The following is a 14,041-nucleotide window of genomic DNA, read 5'->3' as shown; positions in this document are numbered from 1 at the left end:
TCCCCCCTGGGGGATACTCGACAGCAGCCCCTCACGCGCACTAAATAAGGGGATGGCCCATCACGCTCACACCAGCCACCCCGCAATCGTCAAACGGCTCAACCGCGTCGCTGGTCATCTGCGTAGCATCGTCGGCATGATCGAAGAGGAGCGCCCCTGCGTCGATATTGCGCAACAGCTTCAAGCGGTCGAAAACGCCATCGCCAGCGCCAAGCGCGCGCTCATCAACGATCATATCGACCATTGCCTAGTCCATGCCGAAGAAGGTGAGGGGACCAAGGCGGCGGTGGAGCAGTTCCGCGCGATCTCAAAATACTGGTGATGCGCCGCGCGGCGAGGGGTGTGCCACGTGGCACACCTCCTGAAGACCGCTACCGGGCGCATTAGGCCCAGATCGCTTCCTGATCCCAGCCTTCGAGAAACCCGCCCTGCGCGGCGCTGGCGAATGGCATTTCGGGGAAGGAAAGCCAATGTGCTTTCATCCGGCCACTCCACGATGTGCCCGGATTGATCCGCTTGGCGAGATAGGAGGCAACTGCCGCCGCGCCATAGACACGGTTCCGCTGCACGACGTCGTTGCCGATATGGACCATGCGCGGCGCCTCGAACGCTTTGGGCACCTGGGGCTGGTTGATGATGCCGGTATTCCACAGCCGGGAATGATGCGCGCTGATGTTGCGCACGAAGGCAAGGCTCTTGATCCAGCTCACCAGCGTGTCGGGGAGCAGATTATAGCGTTTTGCGATGGCGAAACGGTCGTTGGGATGCGCCATTTCGAGCAGCCAGGATAGCGTTCCAAAATCCCATGCCTCGACAGCCATCCAGATCGGCATTGGCGGCGTGTAGGTATTGTAGAACTCCGACACCCAATCGTCTTTACAGCGGTCGACGGAATCGTCCGCCTTCGCCAACCAGCTCAGGTGCCGGGTCGTGCCTTTAAAATTAGCGTTCGCACGATTGGGATCGAGGTAGGCGACCGATCGATGGGCGAACAGGTCACGATTCCCGAGCGCATGGGCGAGATCGACGCGCAGCGCGACTTCGATCCGTTCGATGGCATCGAGGAAGAGCAAGCGGAGCTGCTTGTCGAAGAGATAGAGATCGACGGCATGGCGAAACTCGGCACCGGCTTGAAACTGGTCGGTGCGAATGGTGCGCGTGGCATCGTCGGGATCGGGGATGCGCTCTTGCAGCGGTTGCCAATAGGGCGACAGGCGACCGTAGCCGATTCGCTCAAGATGGCGGATGGCTTTGGCTTGGTCGGTGACGCCCAAACCGCGGCCTTCAAGGAGGGCGAGCTGGTCGGCGAAGCTGAGATGGGGTTTGGCGTAGGGCGGAAGCATCGCCCCAGATATGAAGAAGGCCGCCCCTTGATGCCATAGGCAACAGCGGGGACGGCCATGTTGTCCTCTATCTAGATGTTCGGGTCTGAGGATTCAATTAAAAATTGACGGCGGGTCGCCGCGTGACCGCTCGGGCGAGGCAAACGCGCTCCGACAAATTTTGGGGGAGGCAAATCTGTCTCCGCCCTATATGCTTCCTTATCCTGATTACACGGTATCGTGTTTACGGGCTCACTGTGCTTCGTGAGACATTGGTGCCTCCCTCACTAGGGACAACAATGTCTCCGAGTGGGCGACGTTTTTGTCTCCCCACCCCCTCTGGAAATGGTGCGCGAATGTGCTATTTCCACCATCATGAGCAAGCAACCCGACGATACCACAAAGGAGGCAGGATCGAACGTCTTTTCGATCGCGGCGGTGGCGAAGCCGAAGAAGCGGAAGGACAAGTGGCCGGATGCCGTCCTGTCGCGTGGCTACAGCATGATCCCGTCGATCCTGTTGTGGGGCCAGGCCAAGATGGGTCTGAAGCCTGACGAGTTGAACGTGCTGCTTCAGCTCATCAGCCATTGGTGGTCGGCCGATCACGATCCGCATCCTGCCAAGGACACGATCGCCCGCCGTATGGGCAAGGACGCACGGACGGTTCAGCGGCACCTGACCGCGTTGGAGACGAAGGGTTTCATCAAACGGGTCGAGCGCTTCAAGCGGCACAAGGGCCAGGACAGCAATGGCTACGATCTGTCCGGACTGATCGCCAAGCTGGAGACGATCGCGCCGGAGTTCGAGAAGGTGACGGATCAGAACAAGCGCCGACGCGCGAAGGCTGAGACGAAAACGGCATAGGTTTCAAGGATCGCGCGCCGCGAAAGCGGCGTGTGGGGCCGGTCAGTCCAAGGCCGGTTCGGAACGTAGGGATTGGCGCTTCGGGCAGAAGCATGGCCCCCTTCCAAAAGGGGTAATGACGCCGCCAATCCCTACGCTCGCTGATTTAGCACAGCGGGGCGCTGACCCCAAACCCCGGGGAAGCTCATGAGCTATACCGAAGAGACACGCCAATCGACCTGCCCTTCATGCGGCAAGCTCAACCATGTCATCGTGGCCTATGCCGGGGACTATCGGGCGTCACCTCAAGCTTTGTACGCTGAACAACGATTTTCCGGACATAATGTGAACATTGGTGTCAGGCAGCGGCGCGAAGGTACTGGTAGAGGGTTTCGCGGCTGATGCCCATGTCGCGCGCGATGGTCGCCTTGCGTTCACCGGCGGCAACGCGGCGGTGCAGATCGGCAATCATCTCATCCGAGAGCGACCGTTTCCGCCCCCGATAGGCGCCGCGCTGCCGAGCGATCGCAATGCCTTCGCGTTGCCGTTCGCGGATCAGGGCGCGCTCGAACTCAGCAAACGCACCCATGACCGAGAGCATCAGATTGGCCATCGGGGAGTCCTCCCCCGAGAAGGACAGGCTTTCCTTCTCAAACTCGATCCGGATACCTCGCTTGGTGAGGCCCTGGACCAGCTTGCGCAGGTCATCCAGATTGCGGGCCAACCGATCCATGCTGTGGACGACGACGGTATCGCCTTCGCGGGCGAAAGTGAGCAGAGCCTCAAGCTGGGGGCGGTTGACGTCCTTGCCCGATGCCTTGTCGGTGAAGGTCCGATCGAGCGACTGACCTTCCAATTGGCGATCCACATTCTGATCGAACGTGCTGACCCGGACATAGCCGATCCGTTGCCCCTTCACTGCGCACTCTCTCCATCAAAATGTCAGGTTGAAATCTATGATACGCAACGACATTCGTCAACAAATTCCGTTTAGTACCCTAATCTGACAGAAACCGCGGTAGCGCCCTGACGTCCGGTTAGGCTATACTCCAAGCTGACATCACAAAATCAAATCCCTCAAAGATGGCGTCAATTGCCTTGATGGGGTAAAAACTGGAGTGCTTCCAGGATGGGACATTCGGCAACGTCATCTCCAGTGCATCTGGCTAACGTGGTCGCCAGCGTCACCTCTATCTTCTGCAAATCTGCAATGCGGCGGCGGACATCTTCAAGGTGGAGTTCGGTTCTCGCCATAACCTCCGCGCAGGTTTGTGCACCGGTATCGGTGAGCGACAACAATGACCGTATCTCATCCATTGCATAGCCAAGGTCGCGCGCGCGCAGGATGAACTGCAACCTTTGCACCAGTTCCGGCGAATAGACGCGGTAGCCGTTGGAACTGCGAGGCGGCCCCGGCAGCAATCCCACCTTCTCGTAATAGCGGATGGTTTCGAGATTGCAGCCTGTTTTCCGGGCAAGCTGGGCACGCAAGATGCCGACCTGTTGCTCCATGAAAATACCTCTTGAGTCTGTAGTGGCTACAGAGCCTACACTGCGAATCACTCAGTTGGAACAAGGGATTCAAGCCATGGTCTCAACGCCGGAAGCGGGACAGCCAGCCCTCACCGAAAACCACGAGCCGAAGCAGGCAAACTGGGTTGCGGCGGGCGCATTGATCGGCGCGGGGCTCGCCTCGGCTTGCTGCGTCGTCCCGCTACTGTTGGTTATGCTCGGAATTTCCGGCGCGTGGATCGCCAACCTGACGGCGCTCGAACCTTACAAGCCCTATGTCGCAGGCGTAACGCTCGCGCTGCTCGGCTACGGCTTCTGGCATGTCTATTTCAAGCCGAAACCGCCCTGTGAAGACGGTTCCTACTGCGCTCGTCCACAATCGGCTTGGACCACCAAGGCGGTGCTGTGGCTGGGCCTTGCCGTCGCCATCCTGGCGCTCACCATCGACTGGTGGGCACCCTGGTTCTATTGAAAGGAAATACCCATGAAAAAGACAGTATGTATCGCTATGGCCGTGCTGGCTATGGCTGGCGGCGGGGTCGCCTATGCAGTTAGTGGCACGGCGCAAGATCGCCCCGCGGCTACCGCAACCGCTCAGAAGCAAACCACCTTTGCCATAGAGAACATGACCTGCGCCACCTGCCCGATCACCGTGAAGAAGGCGATGGAAGGCGTCGCCGGGGTAACGGCGGTCACGGTCGATTTCGCAGCCAAGACCGCGCGCGCAACCTATGACCCGCGCCGCACCAATGCTGCTGCGATTGCCGCTGCATCAACCAACGCGGGTTATCCGGCGCGCGCTATTCAAAACTGAGCGGGGCGCCGCCAGCGCCTCAAGAAAGCGATAAGCAATGAACGACTGTTGCAACCGCCCCGGGCAGGAAGGATTTGACGTGGCCGTCATCGGCGCGGGTTCTGCCGGGTTCTCCGCCGCGATCGCCGCTGCCGATCTGGGCGCGAAAGTGGCGCTCGTCGGTCACGGCACGATTGGCGGCACCTGTGTCAATGTTGGCTGCGTTCCTTCCAAGACGCTGATCCGCGCCGCCGAAGCGGTGCATGGTGGGCTTGCCGCCGCGCGCTTTCCCGGCCTTGGGGGCGCTGTCCAGATGGATGACTGGTCCGTATTGGCGGCGTCGAAGGACGATCTTGTCACGACGCTGCGCCAAAAAAAATATGTCGATCTGCTGCCCGCCTATGACGGTGTGAGCTATATCGAGGGCAAGGCACGCTTTGCCGATGGTGCGCTGATTGTCGGCGATGCGCCCATGAAGGTCGGCAAGGTCATATTGGCGATGGGTGCGCACGCCGCCGTGCCGCCGATTCCGGGGATGGACAGCGTGCCCTACCTAACCAGCACATCGGCGCTGGCGCTGGATCGCTTGCCCAAATCGCTGCTGGTGATCGGTGGCGGGGTGATCGGGGTAGAACTGGGACAGATGTTTTCGCGTCTGGGCGTTGATGTCACCATCTGCTGCCGAAGCCGCCTGCTCCCCGAAATGGACCCGGAAGTGAGTGCCGCGCTGAAAAACTATTTGGAAGCCGAGGGCGTGCGGGTTTGCGCAGGTGTCGGCTATCAGCGTATCGCCCAAACACAGAGCGGGGTCGAATTGACCTGCGAGGGGCATTGTGACACCGTCGCGGCGGAACAGGTGCTCATCGCCACCGGACGCCGACCCAATAGCGACGGGCTTGGGCTGGAGGAGCGCGGCATAGTGCTTGCCCGTAATGGTGGAATCGTCGTCGATGACCACCTCGAAACGTCGGTTCCAGGCATTTACGCGGCGGGCGATGTAACGGGACGGGACCAGTTCGTCTACATGGCCGCCTATGGCGCAAAACTGGCCGCGCGCAACGCGGTGACGGGCAACCAATACCGCTACGACAATTCCTCCATGCCATCCGTCGTCTTCACCGACCCGCAAGTCGCCAGCGCCGGCCTCACTGAAACGACAGCACGGGCGCAAGGCCTGGACATCAAGGTTTCGCTGCTCCCGCTCGATGCTGTGCCAAGGGCACTGGCAGCACGCGATACGCGGGGTCTCATCAAACTGATTGCCGACAAGGCGAACGACCGTTTGCTGGGCGGCCAGATCATGGCACCCGAAGGCGCGGATTCGATCCAGACACTGGTGCTGGCGATCAAACACGGCATGACCACCCTGGAATTGGGTGCAACGATATTTCCTTACCTGACCACTGTGGAAGGCCTCAAACTGGCGGCCCAAACGTTTGATAAGGATGTCGCCAAACTGTCTTGCTGCGCCGGGTGATTGCTCGGGGATCAACCGGCAACGAATGGCCTCCCTCCAGTGCAAGCCGCTTTGGTGTCAATTTTGTTATTCGCCTCAGCGGGAGAGCAAAATGGCACGACGCCGACTTCTGACCGGAGACGAGCGCCGGCGCCTGTTCGATCCTCCTGTCCAAGAAACCGCGATCATTGGGCATTATACCCTTTCTGCGGAAGATGTTGAATTGGTTGGGCGCCGCTATGGTCCAGCAAATCGCCTCGGTCTGGCTGCACAAATCGCTTTGATGCGACATCCCGGCTTTGGTCTGCAACCCGAGATCGGGCTTCCCGACGTCATTCTTCAGTACCTCGCGGCACAGTTATTCGTCGATCCTTCCTCCTTCTCTGCATATGGTCAGCGCGCGCAAACCCGTACCGATCATGCCGATCTCGTGGCGCGTTATCTTGGCATACGCCCGTTTCGACGCGGCGACCTGGCACTTGCCCTGAATCTTGCCGCGCAAGCCGCCGAGTATACAGACAGAGGTGAACCGATTGTTCGCGCCCTCATGGTTGGCCTGAAGGGTGAGCGGTTCATTCTTCCGTCGGGCGACACACTGGAACGCGCCGGTCTTGCTGGCCGGGCACGCGCACGCAAAGCTGCCGCAGCCGCAATCGTCGAAGGCCTCAGCTCTGCTGAACTGACACGGCTAGACGAACTCGTAATCAACAACCCGGATTTCGGCATGACACCGCTGGCGTGGTTGCGTAATTTCGAAGAAGCCCCGACTGCGGCCAATATCAATGGCTTGCTTGAGCGCCTGCGCTATGTTCGCGGCATAGGTATCCACCCGGTAGTTGGGGGCGCCATTCCGGAATTCCGCTTTGCCCAATTTGTCCGCGAGGGCGGCGTGGCACCGGCATTCCTGCTTTCGGATTACAGCGTCAATCGCAGGCGGGCGACGTTGACGGCCGCAGTGATCGACCTTGAGGCCAGACTTGCCGATGCCGCGATCCAAATGTTTGACCGACTTATCGGCGGCATGTTCACGCGCGCGCGGCGTGGGCGCGAGCGTCGCTACCAAGATAGTATTCAGTCGGTGGGGCAACTCATGCGGCTGTTTGGCGCCACGATTACAGCACTTGATGAGGCTGTCCAGAATGGCGGCGATCCGCTCGAATTGATTGACGAAGCGGTGGGCTGGCACCGGCTTGTTGCGGCAAAGGCCCAAGTAGATGCCCTTGCTGATCTTGCCGGCGAGGACGCACTGGTAACGGCAACCGAGCGTTACGCCACGCTACGGCGTCTCAGCCCGGCATTTCTGGACGCCTTCACCTTCAAGGCGTCTGGAACAGGGACGGCACTGATCAAAGCCATCGATGTCATTCGCGATGCGAACACACGAAAGTCGCGCGACCTTCCCGATGGCGTTCCACTGCCATTCCCCAATCGGCAGTGGAAGCGTCTCATCACCGAAAGCGGCCGTATCGACCGCCGACGTTATGAAATTGCGATCATGGCAACCTTGCGTGATCGTTTGCGCGCCGGTGATGTATGGATCGAGGGAACCCGCAACTATCAGCGCTTCGATGCCTATTTGCTGGGTCGGCGCGACGCCGCCAAAGTGGCGGATGTGCTTCCGTTCGATTCAAATGCTGCATCCTACCTCGCTGACCGGGCACGAAATCTTGACTGGCGGCTGCGCCGATTTGCCAAGCAGTTGAAAACAAACAAGCTTGAGGGAGTGTCGCTCGAACGAGACCGGCTCAAGCTTCAGCAAATGCCGCCTGTCACCCCACCGGAAGCTGAAGCCCTCGATCGCAAGCTCGATACCCTGCTTCCCCGCGTGCGCATCACCGAGCTGCTGCTTGAAGTCGCCGAACGCACTGGTTTTTTGAACGCATTCCGTGACCTGCGCTCAGGCAAGGAGCACGACAACCCCAGCACGGTACTCGCCGCAATTCTGGCTGATGGCACCAACCTCGGGCTGGAGCGGATGGCCAATGCCAGCGAAGGCGTCAGCTATGCCCAACTCGCATGGACCCACAACTGGTATCTTTCACCCGAGAACTATCAGGCCGCGCTGGCCATGATCATCTCAGCCCATCACGAATTACCCTTCGCGCGGCATTGGGGCGCTGGCACCAGTTCGTCGTCCGATGGCCAGTTCTTCCGGTCGGGGCGGAGCCGTTCAGGGGCGGCGGACGTCAATGCCAAATATGGCGCCGAACCTGGCGTGAAAATCTATTCTCACCTTTCCGATCACTTCGCATCATTCGGATCACGGATCATGTCCGCGACGGCAGGTGAAGCGCCTTACGTGCTCGACGGGCTTGTCCTGGGCGCCGGCAACCTTCCGTTGCATGAGCACTATACCGATACCGGCGGCGCCACCGATCATGTTTTCGCACTCTGCCACCTACTCGGGTTCCGCTTCGCGCCCCGGCTGCGCGATATTGGCGACCGCAAGCTGGGTTCGATCGCTGCGCCATCGACATACAAGGGCATCAAAAATCTGATGGGCCGCACCATCAAAACGGCAGCGATCGAGGCCGATTGGGATGACATCGTCAGGATTGTCGCCTCAATCAAGGATGGCACGGTGGCGCCGTCAGTAATCTTGCGAAAACTTGCCGCCTACAAACGCCAGAACAGGCTGGATTTTGCATTGGCTGAACTGGGCCGTATCGAGCGCACTTTGTTCACGCTCGATTGGCTTGAACAACCGGAACTGCGACGTGCCTGTCAGGCCGGTCTCAACAAAGGCGAGGCGAGGCACACGCTTGCCGCCGCCATCTATACCAACCGGCAGGGTCGGTTCACCGATCGCTCGCTGGAAAATCAGGAATTTCGCGCATCTGGGCTGAACCTGCTGATTGCGGCGATTTCCTACTGGAACACGGTCTATCTCGACCGGGCCGCCCAGCACCTCAACGCTGTCGGCACGACGTTCGATGCGGCACTGCTTGCGCACCTTTCTCCGATGGGCTGGGCGCACATCAGTCTGACCGGCGATTACCTCTGGGAGCAGGCCAGGCGACTTCCAGCAGGTGAATTCCACCCACTCAACGAGCCAATGGCGCGGTTGAAGCGTGTAGCGTAGCCCATGTTCCGCTTATGTCCGAGAAATCGTTGTCTGGCGAACAAACCTTGAGGTGACGCCTGGTAGCCGCAACAGGGTCGCTGCTTGTCGCATCAACCAAGCCCTGGCCCCAACCATCCCGGCCAACGACCGGTAAGGCAGGGTATACGGGGCTGGACACACCAAGCATATCCATTATGCTGGATATATGGAAAACGAGGATGCCATCTCGGCGCTGGGTGCTCTTGCACAAGGAACGCGCCTTGACACGTTCCGCCTCTTGGTACGGCACGAACCGGATGGTTTGGCTGCCGGCGATATCGCGCGTCAGCTCGACGTGCCGCAGAACACCCTGTCGGCGCACCTCGGCATCCTCGCCCGCGCTGGCCTGGTCCGCTCCGCACGGCATAGCCGCTCGATCATCTACCGTGTCGATCTGGACGGCCTGCGCGCGCTGACGCTGTTCCTCGTCAAGGACTGCTGCGCCGGCAATGCGGAGCTGTGCGCGCCGCTCGTCGCCGAACTCACCCCCTGCTGCTGAAAGGACGCCCTGTGGCCGTCGATGTCGTCGTCTATCACAACCCCGAGTGCGGCACGTCGCGCAACACGCTCGGCCTTATTCGCAACGCCGGCATCGAGCCGCACGTGGTCGAGTATCTGAAAACCCCTCCAGCCCGCGCGTTGCTGGTCGAGCTGATCGATCGCGCCTGCATGACACCCCGCGAACTGCTGCGCGAGAAGGGGACGCCCTATGCGGAGTTGGGCTTGGGCGACACGTCGCTATCCGACGACGCGCTGGTGGACGCGATGATGGCGCATCCGATCCTCATCAACCGGCCGCTGGTCGTATCGCCGCTCGGCGTGAAGCTCTGCCGGCCCTCCGAAGCCGTGCTCGACCTGCTGCCGACCAATCAGCTCGGAGCGTTCGCAAAGGAAGACGGCGAGCAAGTGGTGGACGCATCGGGCCAGCGCGTCGCCTGATGCTCCTTGCTGTCCTGATCTTCGTTGCGACGATCGCGCTCGTCATCTGGCAACCCAAAGGCCTCGGGATCGGGTGGAGCGCGATGGGCGGGGCCGTCGTGGCGCTGCTTGCAGGCGTCGTCACGCTGTCCGACGTGCCGGTGGTGTGGGGCATCGTCTGGAACGCAACAGCCGCGTTCGTCGCGATCATCGTTATCAGCCTACTCCTCGATGAAACCGGATTCTTCGAATGGGCGGCGCTCCATGTCGCGCGCTGGGGGAGGGGGCATGGTCGCCGGCTGTTCGTTCTGATCGTGCTGCTCGGTGCGGCGGTGTCCGCGCTGTTCGCCAACGACGGCGCGGCGCTGATCCTGACGCCGATCGTCATCGCCATGCTGCGGGCGCTGGGCTTCAACGACAAGGCGACGCTGGCGTTCGTCATGGCGGCGGGGTTCATCGCCGACACCGCCAGCCTACCGCTGGTCGTGTCGAACCTCGTCAACATCGTGTCGGCCGACTTCTTCCGGATCGGGTTCGGCGACTATGCGTCCGTGATGGTGCCGGTCGACCTGGTGTCGATCGCAGCGACGCTTGGCGCGCTGCTGCTGTTCTTCCGGCGCGACATACCGGCGGATTATGACGTAGGCGCGCTGCGCGCGCCGCGTGACGCGATCCGCGATGCCGCGACATTCCGCGCGGGCTGGATCGTTCTTGCACTGCTGCTCGCCGGCTTCTTCCTGCTCGAACCGCTCGGCGTCCCTGTCAGCGCCGTCGCCGCTGCCGGCGCGATCCTGCTGCTGGTGATCGCGGGGCGAGGCCATGTGATCCCAACGGCCAAGGTGCTGCGCGGCGCACCCTGGCAGGTCGTGATCTTCTCGCTCGGCATGTACCTGGTCGTCTATGGCCTGCGAAACGCCGGCCTGACCGACCATCTGGCAGCACTGCTGGATCGCACCGCGCAAGGCGGCGTGTGGGGCGCGGCGCTAGGAACGGGCGTCATCGCAGCGGTCCTGTCGTCGGTTATGAACAATATGCCGACGGTGCTGGTGGGCGCGCTCTCGATCGACGCCACGCACGCGAGCGGCGCGATCAAGGAAGCGATGATCTACGCCAATGTGATCGGCTGCGATCTCGGCCCCAAGCTGACGCCGATCGGCTCACTCGCGACGCTGCTCTGGCTCCATGTCCTCGGGCAAAAGGGCGTGCGGATCGGATGGGGCTATTACTTCCGTGTCGGCGTCACGCTCACCGTACCGGTGCTGCTCATCACGCTCGCGGCGCTTGCAATCAGGATTAGCATCGCATGACCAGAACGGTCGCCACGTTGCTCGAACCTGCCGGTCTGGCTGGCTTGGCACAATTGCTCGATGCCGCGGACCTGCCGAGTGCCGATATCGCCGATCCCGGCCGCCTGATCATCCGGATTGAGGCCGATAGCCTCGTCGGTTTCGGTGGGCTCGAGGGAGAAGGGTCCGACCGCTTGCTCCGCTCGATCGTCGTCGTCCCCGATCGACGTCGACATGGCCTCGGGCGGGTGTTGGTCGCCGCCCTCGAACGACAGGCACACGACCTCGGGGTGGAGCGCCTGCACCTCCTGACGACCACGGCCGCACCATTCTTCCGGGCGCTCGGCTATGCCGATGCCGATCGCGGCGCTGCTCCCTCGGCCATCGCCGCATCGCGCGAATTCACCGCACTGTGCCCCGCGTCGGCCGCCTACCTCGTGAAAGCCCTCTGATGCCGCTCCGCACGCTCGCCGATCCCAATATCATGCCGGCGCTCGATCCGGCCTATGCCATCCAGCGACCCGCCGTGAGGCTCGGCCCGCTCGATCCCGCGCCGCGTATCCTTCTGCTCTACGGTTCGCTGCGCGAACGGTCCTTCTCCCGGCTGTGCGTTGAGGAAGCGGCACGCCTGCTCCGGTTCTTCGGCTGCGAGACGCGCATCTTTGATCCATCGACCCTGCCGCTGCCTGACCAACATGCTGGCGACGACCATCCGGCCGTCCACGAGCTGCGCGAGCTGTCCTTATGGTCGGAAGGGCAGGTGTGGTGCAGCCCGGAGCGGCATGGCCAGATCACGAGCATTATGAAGCTTCAAATCGATCATCTGCCGCTTTCTATGGGCGGGATGCGTCCGACACAGGGGCGCACGCTGGCGGTCATGCAGGTGTCGGCCGGATCGCAATCGTTCAACAGCGTCAACACGCTGCGCGTGCTGGGTCGCTGGATGCGAATGATCACGATCCCGAACCAATCGAGCGTTGCCAAGGCGTTCAACGAGTTTGATGACGCGGGGCGCATGAAGGCGTCCAGCTACTATGACCGGATCGTGGATATGATGGAGGAACTGGTGCGGTTCACGGTGCTGCTGCGCCCGCACGCGGTTCAGCTTGTTGATCGCTACTCAGAGCGGAAAGCGGCGGGCGTGCCAATCGACCGCGCGACCGATCTGTCGAGCATAGCGATTGCGGCCAAACCGCGTGGCCGGCACGCCGTCAAGGCAGGCGGCTGATGCGACGTTTGCCGAAGCGAGCCACGCTAATGTGGTCCCGCCGGCTAATCCGGCTTGTGCTCTGCGCTTTGAGAAACCTACGGGTTTCAACCTGCGTGGCCGGCCTCCCCAGGCGTCAGCTGGATCGTCGAGCGCTACCTGTCTTGCGCTGACGCGATTATCGCTTCAGGTCGCTACAGCGACAGATGAAGGGGAGCGTGCTTGACGATGAACACCAAGGATCTGGCCAAGGACGTTGCCGCCAAGCGGGGCGTCACCGAGAAGCAGGCCCTCGAGGTCATGGCTGGGCTCCTCGAGGGTATCGCGGAGGCGGCCGCCAAGGGTGAGGAGATATCGCTTCCCGGCTTCGGCAAATTCAAGGTGAAGGACACGCCCGAGCGCTCCGGGCGCAATCCGTCGACCGGCGAGGCGATCACGATCGCGGCGTCGAAGAAAATCACATTCACGCCGGCCAAGGCGCTTAAGGACCGACTGTAGGCTCGACAGCACCGGCCGGCGTCGCCCGGCCACGTGTTGGATGTTCACGAATTATTCGCTATCTAAGGCGTTGGAGAATGACAGGCGCGTGAACACTGCCAAATCTATGCGGCTGGCCCGGCAGGTGAAGGGGAGGTTCGGCACGTGGGCGGCCGTGCGTCAGGCCTCGCGCGTCGAGAACGGCGTATATGTGGTCGATCCAAGCGCTGGCGGTGACCGCGACAGCAAGGATGTAGCGGTTCCCGCCACGGCGTAACGGCCGTGACGTTCAGCTACTCGCTGTTCCTCGCACTGCTGCTGCTTTTCCTGGGGCTCTGCTTCTGGGCAGGGTGGCGCGTCGGCGAGCGCACCGATTTCCTCAGCCCAACCCCGGACCGGCCGAACTCTACGGTGACGCTGTTCATCGTGGTGTTCGGCACCATCGCAGGGCACCTTCTGGGAACCGGCTTCTTCGCCGCCCAGGCGGCATGGTGCCGGGCGACAAGCGTCTGTTTCGACCCCGGCTTCGATCCAAATATCTATCGCGCGCTCGCCCGCGGCGGCGCTGGGGCACGCGATGCGTCCGACCTCGCGCTGGAAATGTGGCTTTTCGCGATGCTCCTCATCGGAGCCGCGACGGGCTCGATCGCGCACTGGTTGGTGCAGCGGGAAGCAGTTAGCGGGAAGACCGACGCGATCGCGTTCGGCTGGCTCAACCCGGCCGTCCAAGCGGTCAAGAAGGGAGACTCGTTTGTCGTCGCCTATGTGCTGACAAAGACGAGCCACGAGTGCTTCACGATCGCATACGAGGGCACCGTCCAGCAGCTCGCGCTGGACGAGGAACAATCGATCAGGTTCGTCGTCCTGAACGACGTCGACCGATTCCTCGTCAAGATATCTGAGAACGGCCTCGAGCGTGTGGACGCGCCGTCGACGCCGATCACGCAGCTTCAGATCACCGCGGTCGAGATCGCCAACGTCGCGCTTGAGGTAGTACGGGCGCCAGACATGGATGTTGCGGCAATCGAGGCTGAAGACGCGGGTTCATAACGCGGCGTTCGAGATCGTCAGACGTCCGTCAGACCTGTCTCCATCCATAAAGTCTAAATCCAAAAAGCTCTGCA

Annotated in this window: 16 protein-coding genes; 13 read left to right on the top strand and 3 right to left on the bottom strand. The window is 61.6% G+C overall.

Translation table 11 applies throughout. The features are described 5' to 3' along the window. Positions 1 to 52 precede the first annotated feature (52 nt). A complete protein-coding gene (locus tag AAIO73_RS19435; RefSeq protein WP_042469202.1) occupies positions 53 to 322 on the top strand; it encodes a metal-sensing transcriptional repressor in 270 nt (89 codons plus the stop codon). A 61-nt stretch (positions 323 to 383) separates the two neighbouring features. Here the strand turns inward: AAIO73_RS19435 and AAIO73_RS19430 are convergent, their stop codons facing one another. After that, positions 384 to 1,274: an Abi family protein gene (locus tag AAIO73_RS19430; RefSeq protein WP_232252443.1), complete on the bottom strand. Its 891-nt coding sequence runs from the start codon at positions 1,272 to 1,274 to the stop codon at positions 384 to 386. Between the two features lie 423 nt (positions 1,275 to 1,697). Between AAIO73_RS19430 and AAIO73_RS19425 the strand changes: the two genes are divergently transcribed. Further along, positions 1,698 to 2,186: a helix-turn-helix domain-containing protein gene (locus tag AAIO73_RS19425; protein ID WP_061780290.1), complete on the top strand. Its 489-nt coding sequence runs from the start codon at positions 1,698 to 1,700 to the stop codon at positions 2,184 to 2,186. A gap of 337 nt (positions 2,187 to 2,523) precedes the next feature. Here the strand turns inward: AAIO73_RS19425 and AAIO73_RS19420 are convergent, their stop codons facing one another. Then, complete coding sequence (locus AAIO73_RS19420; protein ID WP_004213255.1) at positions 2,524 to 3,084, bottom strand: recombinase family protein; 561 nt, start codon at positions 3,082 to 3,084, stop codon at positions 2,524 to 2,526. A gap of 170 nt (positions 3,085 to 3,254) precedes the next feature. After that, positions 3,255 to 3,677 carry a MerR family transcriptional regulator gene (locus AAIO73_RS19415; protein WP_014072603.1) on the bottom strand — a complete coding sequence of 141 codons (423 nt, stop codon included), beginning with the start codon at positions 3,675 to 3,677 and terminating at the stop codon, positions 3,255 to 3,257. Between the two features lie 76 nt (positions 3,678 to 3,753). Between AAIO73_RS19415 and AAIO73_RS19410 the strand changes: the two genes are divergently transcribed. The 11 genes from AAIO73_RS19410 to AAIO73_RS19360 all read left to right on the top strand — a co-directional run bounded on the left by AAIO73_RS19410 (position 3,754) and on the right by AAIO73_RS19360 (position 13,967). After that, positions 3,754 to 4,149: a mercuric transporter MerT family protein gene (locus AAIO73_RS19410; RefSeq protein WP_014072602.1), complete on the top strand. Its 396-nt coding sequence runs from the start codon at positions 3,754 to 3,756 to the stop codon at positions 4,147 to 4,149. A gap of 12 nt (positions 4,150 to 4,161) precedes the next feature. Continuing rightward, positions 4,162 to 4,491, top strand: a complete 330-nt coding sequence (locus tag AAIO73_RS19405) for a heavy-metal-associated domain-containing protein (protein WP_082052513.1) — start codon at positions 4,162 to 4,164, stop codon at positions 4,489 to 4,491. Between the two features lie 79 nt (positions 4,492 to 4,570). Beyond that, positions 4,571 to 5,947 carry a mercury(II) reductase gene (merA, locus tag AAIO73_RS19400; RefSeq protein WP_021222959.1) on the top strand — a complete coding sequence of 459 codons (1,377 nt, stop codon included), beginning with the start codon at positions 4,571 to 4,573 and terminating at the stop codon, positions 5,945 to 5,947. A gap of 91 nt (positions 5,948 to 6,038) precedes the next feature. Then, on the top strand, positions 6,039 to 9,008 hold the full coding sequence (locus AAIO73_RS19395) for a Tn3 family transposase (protein WP_345880325.1): 2,970 nt from the start codon (positions 6,039 to 6,041) through the stop codon (positions 9,006 to 9,008). Positions 9,009 to 9,195: 187 nt separating this feature from the next. Then, entirely contained in the window at positions 9,196 to 9,528 is a 333-nt protein-coding gene (locus AAIO73_RS19390; RefSeq protein ID WP_042469209.1) for an ArsR/SmtB family transcription factor, read from the top strand. 11 nt (positions 9,529 to 9,539) lie between these two features. Then, on the top strand, positions 9,540 to 9,968 hold the full coding sequence (gene arsC, locus AAIO73_RS19385) for an arsenate reductase (glutaredoxin) (RefSeq protein WP_042469211.1): 429 nt from the start codon (positions 9,540 to 9,542) through the stop codon (positions 9,966 to 9,968). Continuing rightward, positions 9,968 to 11,254 (top strand): arsenic transporter, encoded by a 1,287-nt coding sequence (arsB, locus tag AAIO73_RS19380; protein WP_042469213.1) that lies wholly within the window; start codon positions 9,968 to 9,970, stop codon positions 11,252 to 11,254. Before arsC ends, arsB begins: the two co-directional genes overlap by 1 nt. Then, on the top strand, positions 11,251 to 11,685 hold the full coding sequence (arsN2, locus tag AAIO73_RS19375) for an arsenic resistance N-acetyltransferase ArsN2 (RefSeq protein ID WP_042469214.1): 435 nt from the start codon (positions 11,251 to 11,253) through the stop codon (positions 11,683 to 11,685). The genes arsB and arsN2 overlap by 4 nt, the downstream gene beginning before the upstream one ends. After that, positions 11,685 to 12,461, top strand: coding sequence for an arsenical resistance protein ArsH (gene arsH / locus AAIO73_RS19370; RefSeq protein ID WP_042469215.1), 777 nt, complete (start codon positions 11,685 to 11,687; stop codon positions 12,459 to 12,461). Before arsN2 ends, arsH begins: the two co-directional genes overlap by 1 nt. Positions 12,462 to 12,668: 207 nt before the next feature. Next, complete coding sequence (locus tag AAIO73_RS19365) at positions 12,669 to 12,938, top strand: HU family DNA-binding protein (protein WP_042469217.1); 270 nt, start codon at positions 12,669 to 12,671, stop codon at positions 12,936 to 12,938. A 261-nt stretch (positions 12,939 to 13,199) separates the two neighbouring features. Further along, positions 13,200 to 13,967 (top strand): hypothetical protein, encoded by a 768-nt coding sequence (locus AAIO73_RS19360; RefSeq protein ID WP_042469218.1) that lies wholly within the window; start codon positions 13,200 to 13,202, stop codon positions 13,965 to 13,967. The last annotated feature ends 74 nt before the right edge of the window (positions 13,968 to 14,041 follow it).

The sequence above is a fragment of the Sphingomonas epibiotica genome, from assembly GCF_039615155.1.
In the GTDB taxonomy this organism is placed as follows: domain Bacteria; phylum Pseudomonadota; class Alphaproteobacteria; order Sphingomonadales; family Sphingomonadaceae; genus Sphingomonas.
This window is presented reverse-complemented; position numbering and strand designations above follow the sequence as displayed.

Excerpts from the sequence above, each read along its gene's own strand:
- arsN2 (WP_042469214.1), top strand. The coding sequence starts at position 11,251 with ATGACCAGAACGGTCGCCACGTTGCTCGAACCTGCCGGTCTGGCTGGC.
- AAIO73_RS19435 (WP_042469202.1), top strand. The coding sequence starts at position 53 with ATGGCCCATCACGCTCACACCAGCCACCCCGCAATCGTCAAACGGCTC.
- AAIO73_RS19390 (WP_042469209.1), top strand. The coding sequence starts at position 9,196 with ATGGAAAACGAGGATGCCATCTCGGCGCTGGGTGCTCTTGCACAAGGA.
- AAIO73_RS19410 (WP_014072602.1), top strand. The coding sequence starts at position 3,754 with ATGGTCTCAACGCCGGAAGCGGGACAGCCAGCCCTCACCGAAAACCAC.
- AAIO73_RS19425 (WP_061780290.1), top strand. The coding sequence starts at position 1,698 with ATGAGCAAGCAACCCGACGATACCACAAAGGAGGCAGGATCGAACGTC.
- AAIO73_RS19405 (WP_082052513.1), top strand. The coding sequence starts at position 4,162 with ATGAAAAAGACAGTATGTATCGCTATGGCCGTGCTGGCTATGGCTGGC.
- AAIO73_RS19395 (WP_345880325.1), top strand. The coding sequence starts at position 6,039 with ATGGCACGACGCCGACTTCTGACCGGAGACGAGCGCCGGCGCCTGTTC.
- arsH (WP_042469215.1), top strand. The coding sequence starts at position 11,685 with ATGCCGCTCCGCACGCTCGCCGATCCCAATATCATGCCGGCGCTCGAT.
- AAIO73_RS19365 (WP_042469217.1), top strand. The coding sequence starts at position 12,669 with ATGAACACCAAGGATCTGGCCAAGGACGTTGCCGCCAAGCGGGGCGTC.
- arsB (WP_042469213.1), top strand. The coding sequence starts at position 9,968 with ATGCTCCTTGCTGTCCTGATCTTCGTTGCGACGATCGCGCTCGTCATC.
- AAIO73_RS19415 (WP_014072603.1), bottom strand. The coding sequence starts at position 3,677 with ATGGAGCAACAGGTCGGCATCTTGCGTGCCCAGCTTGCCCGGAAAACA.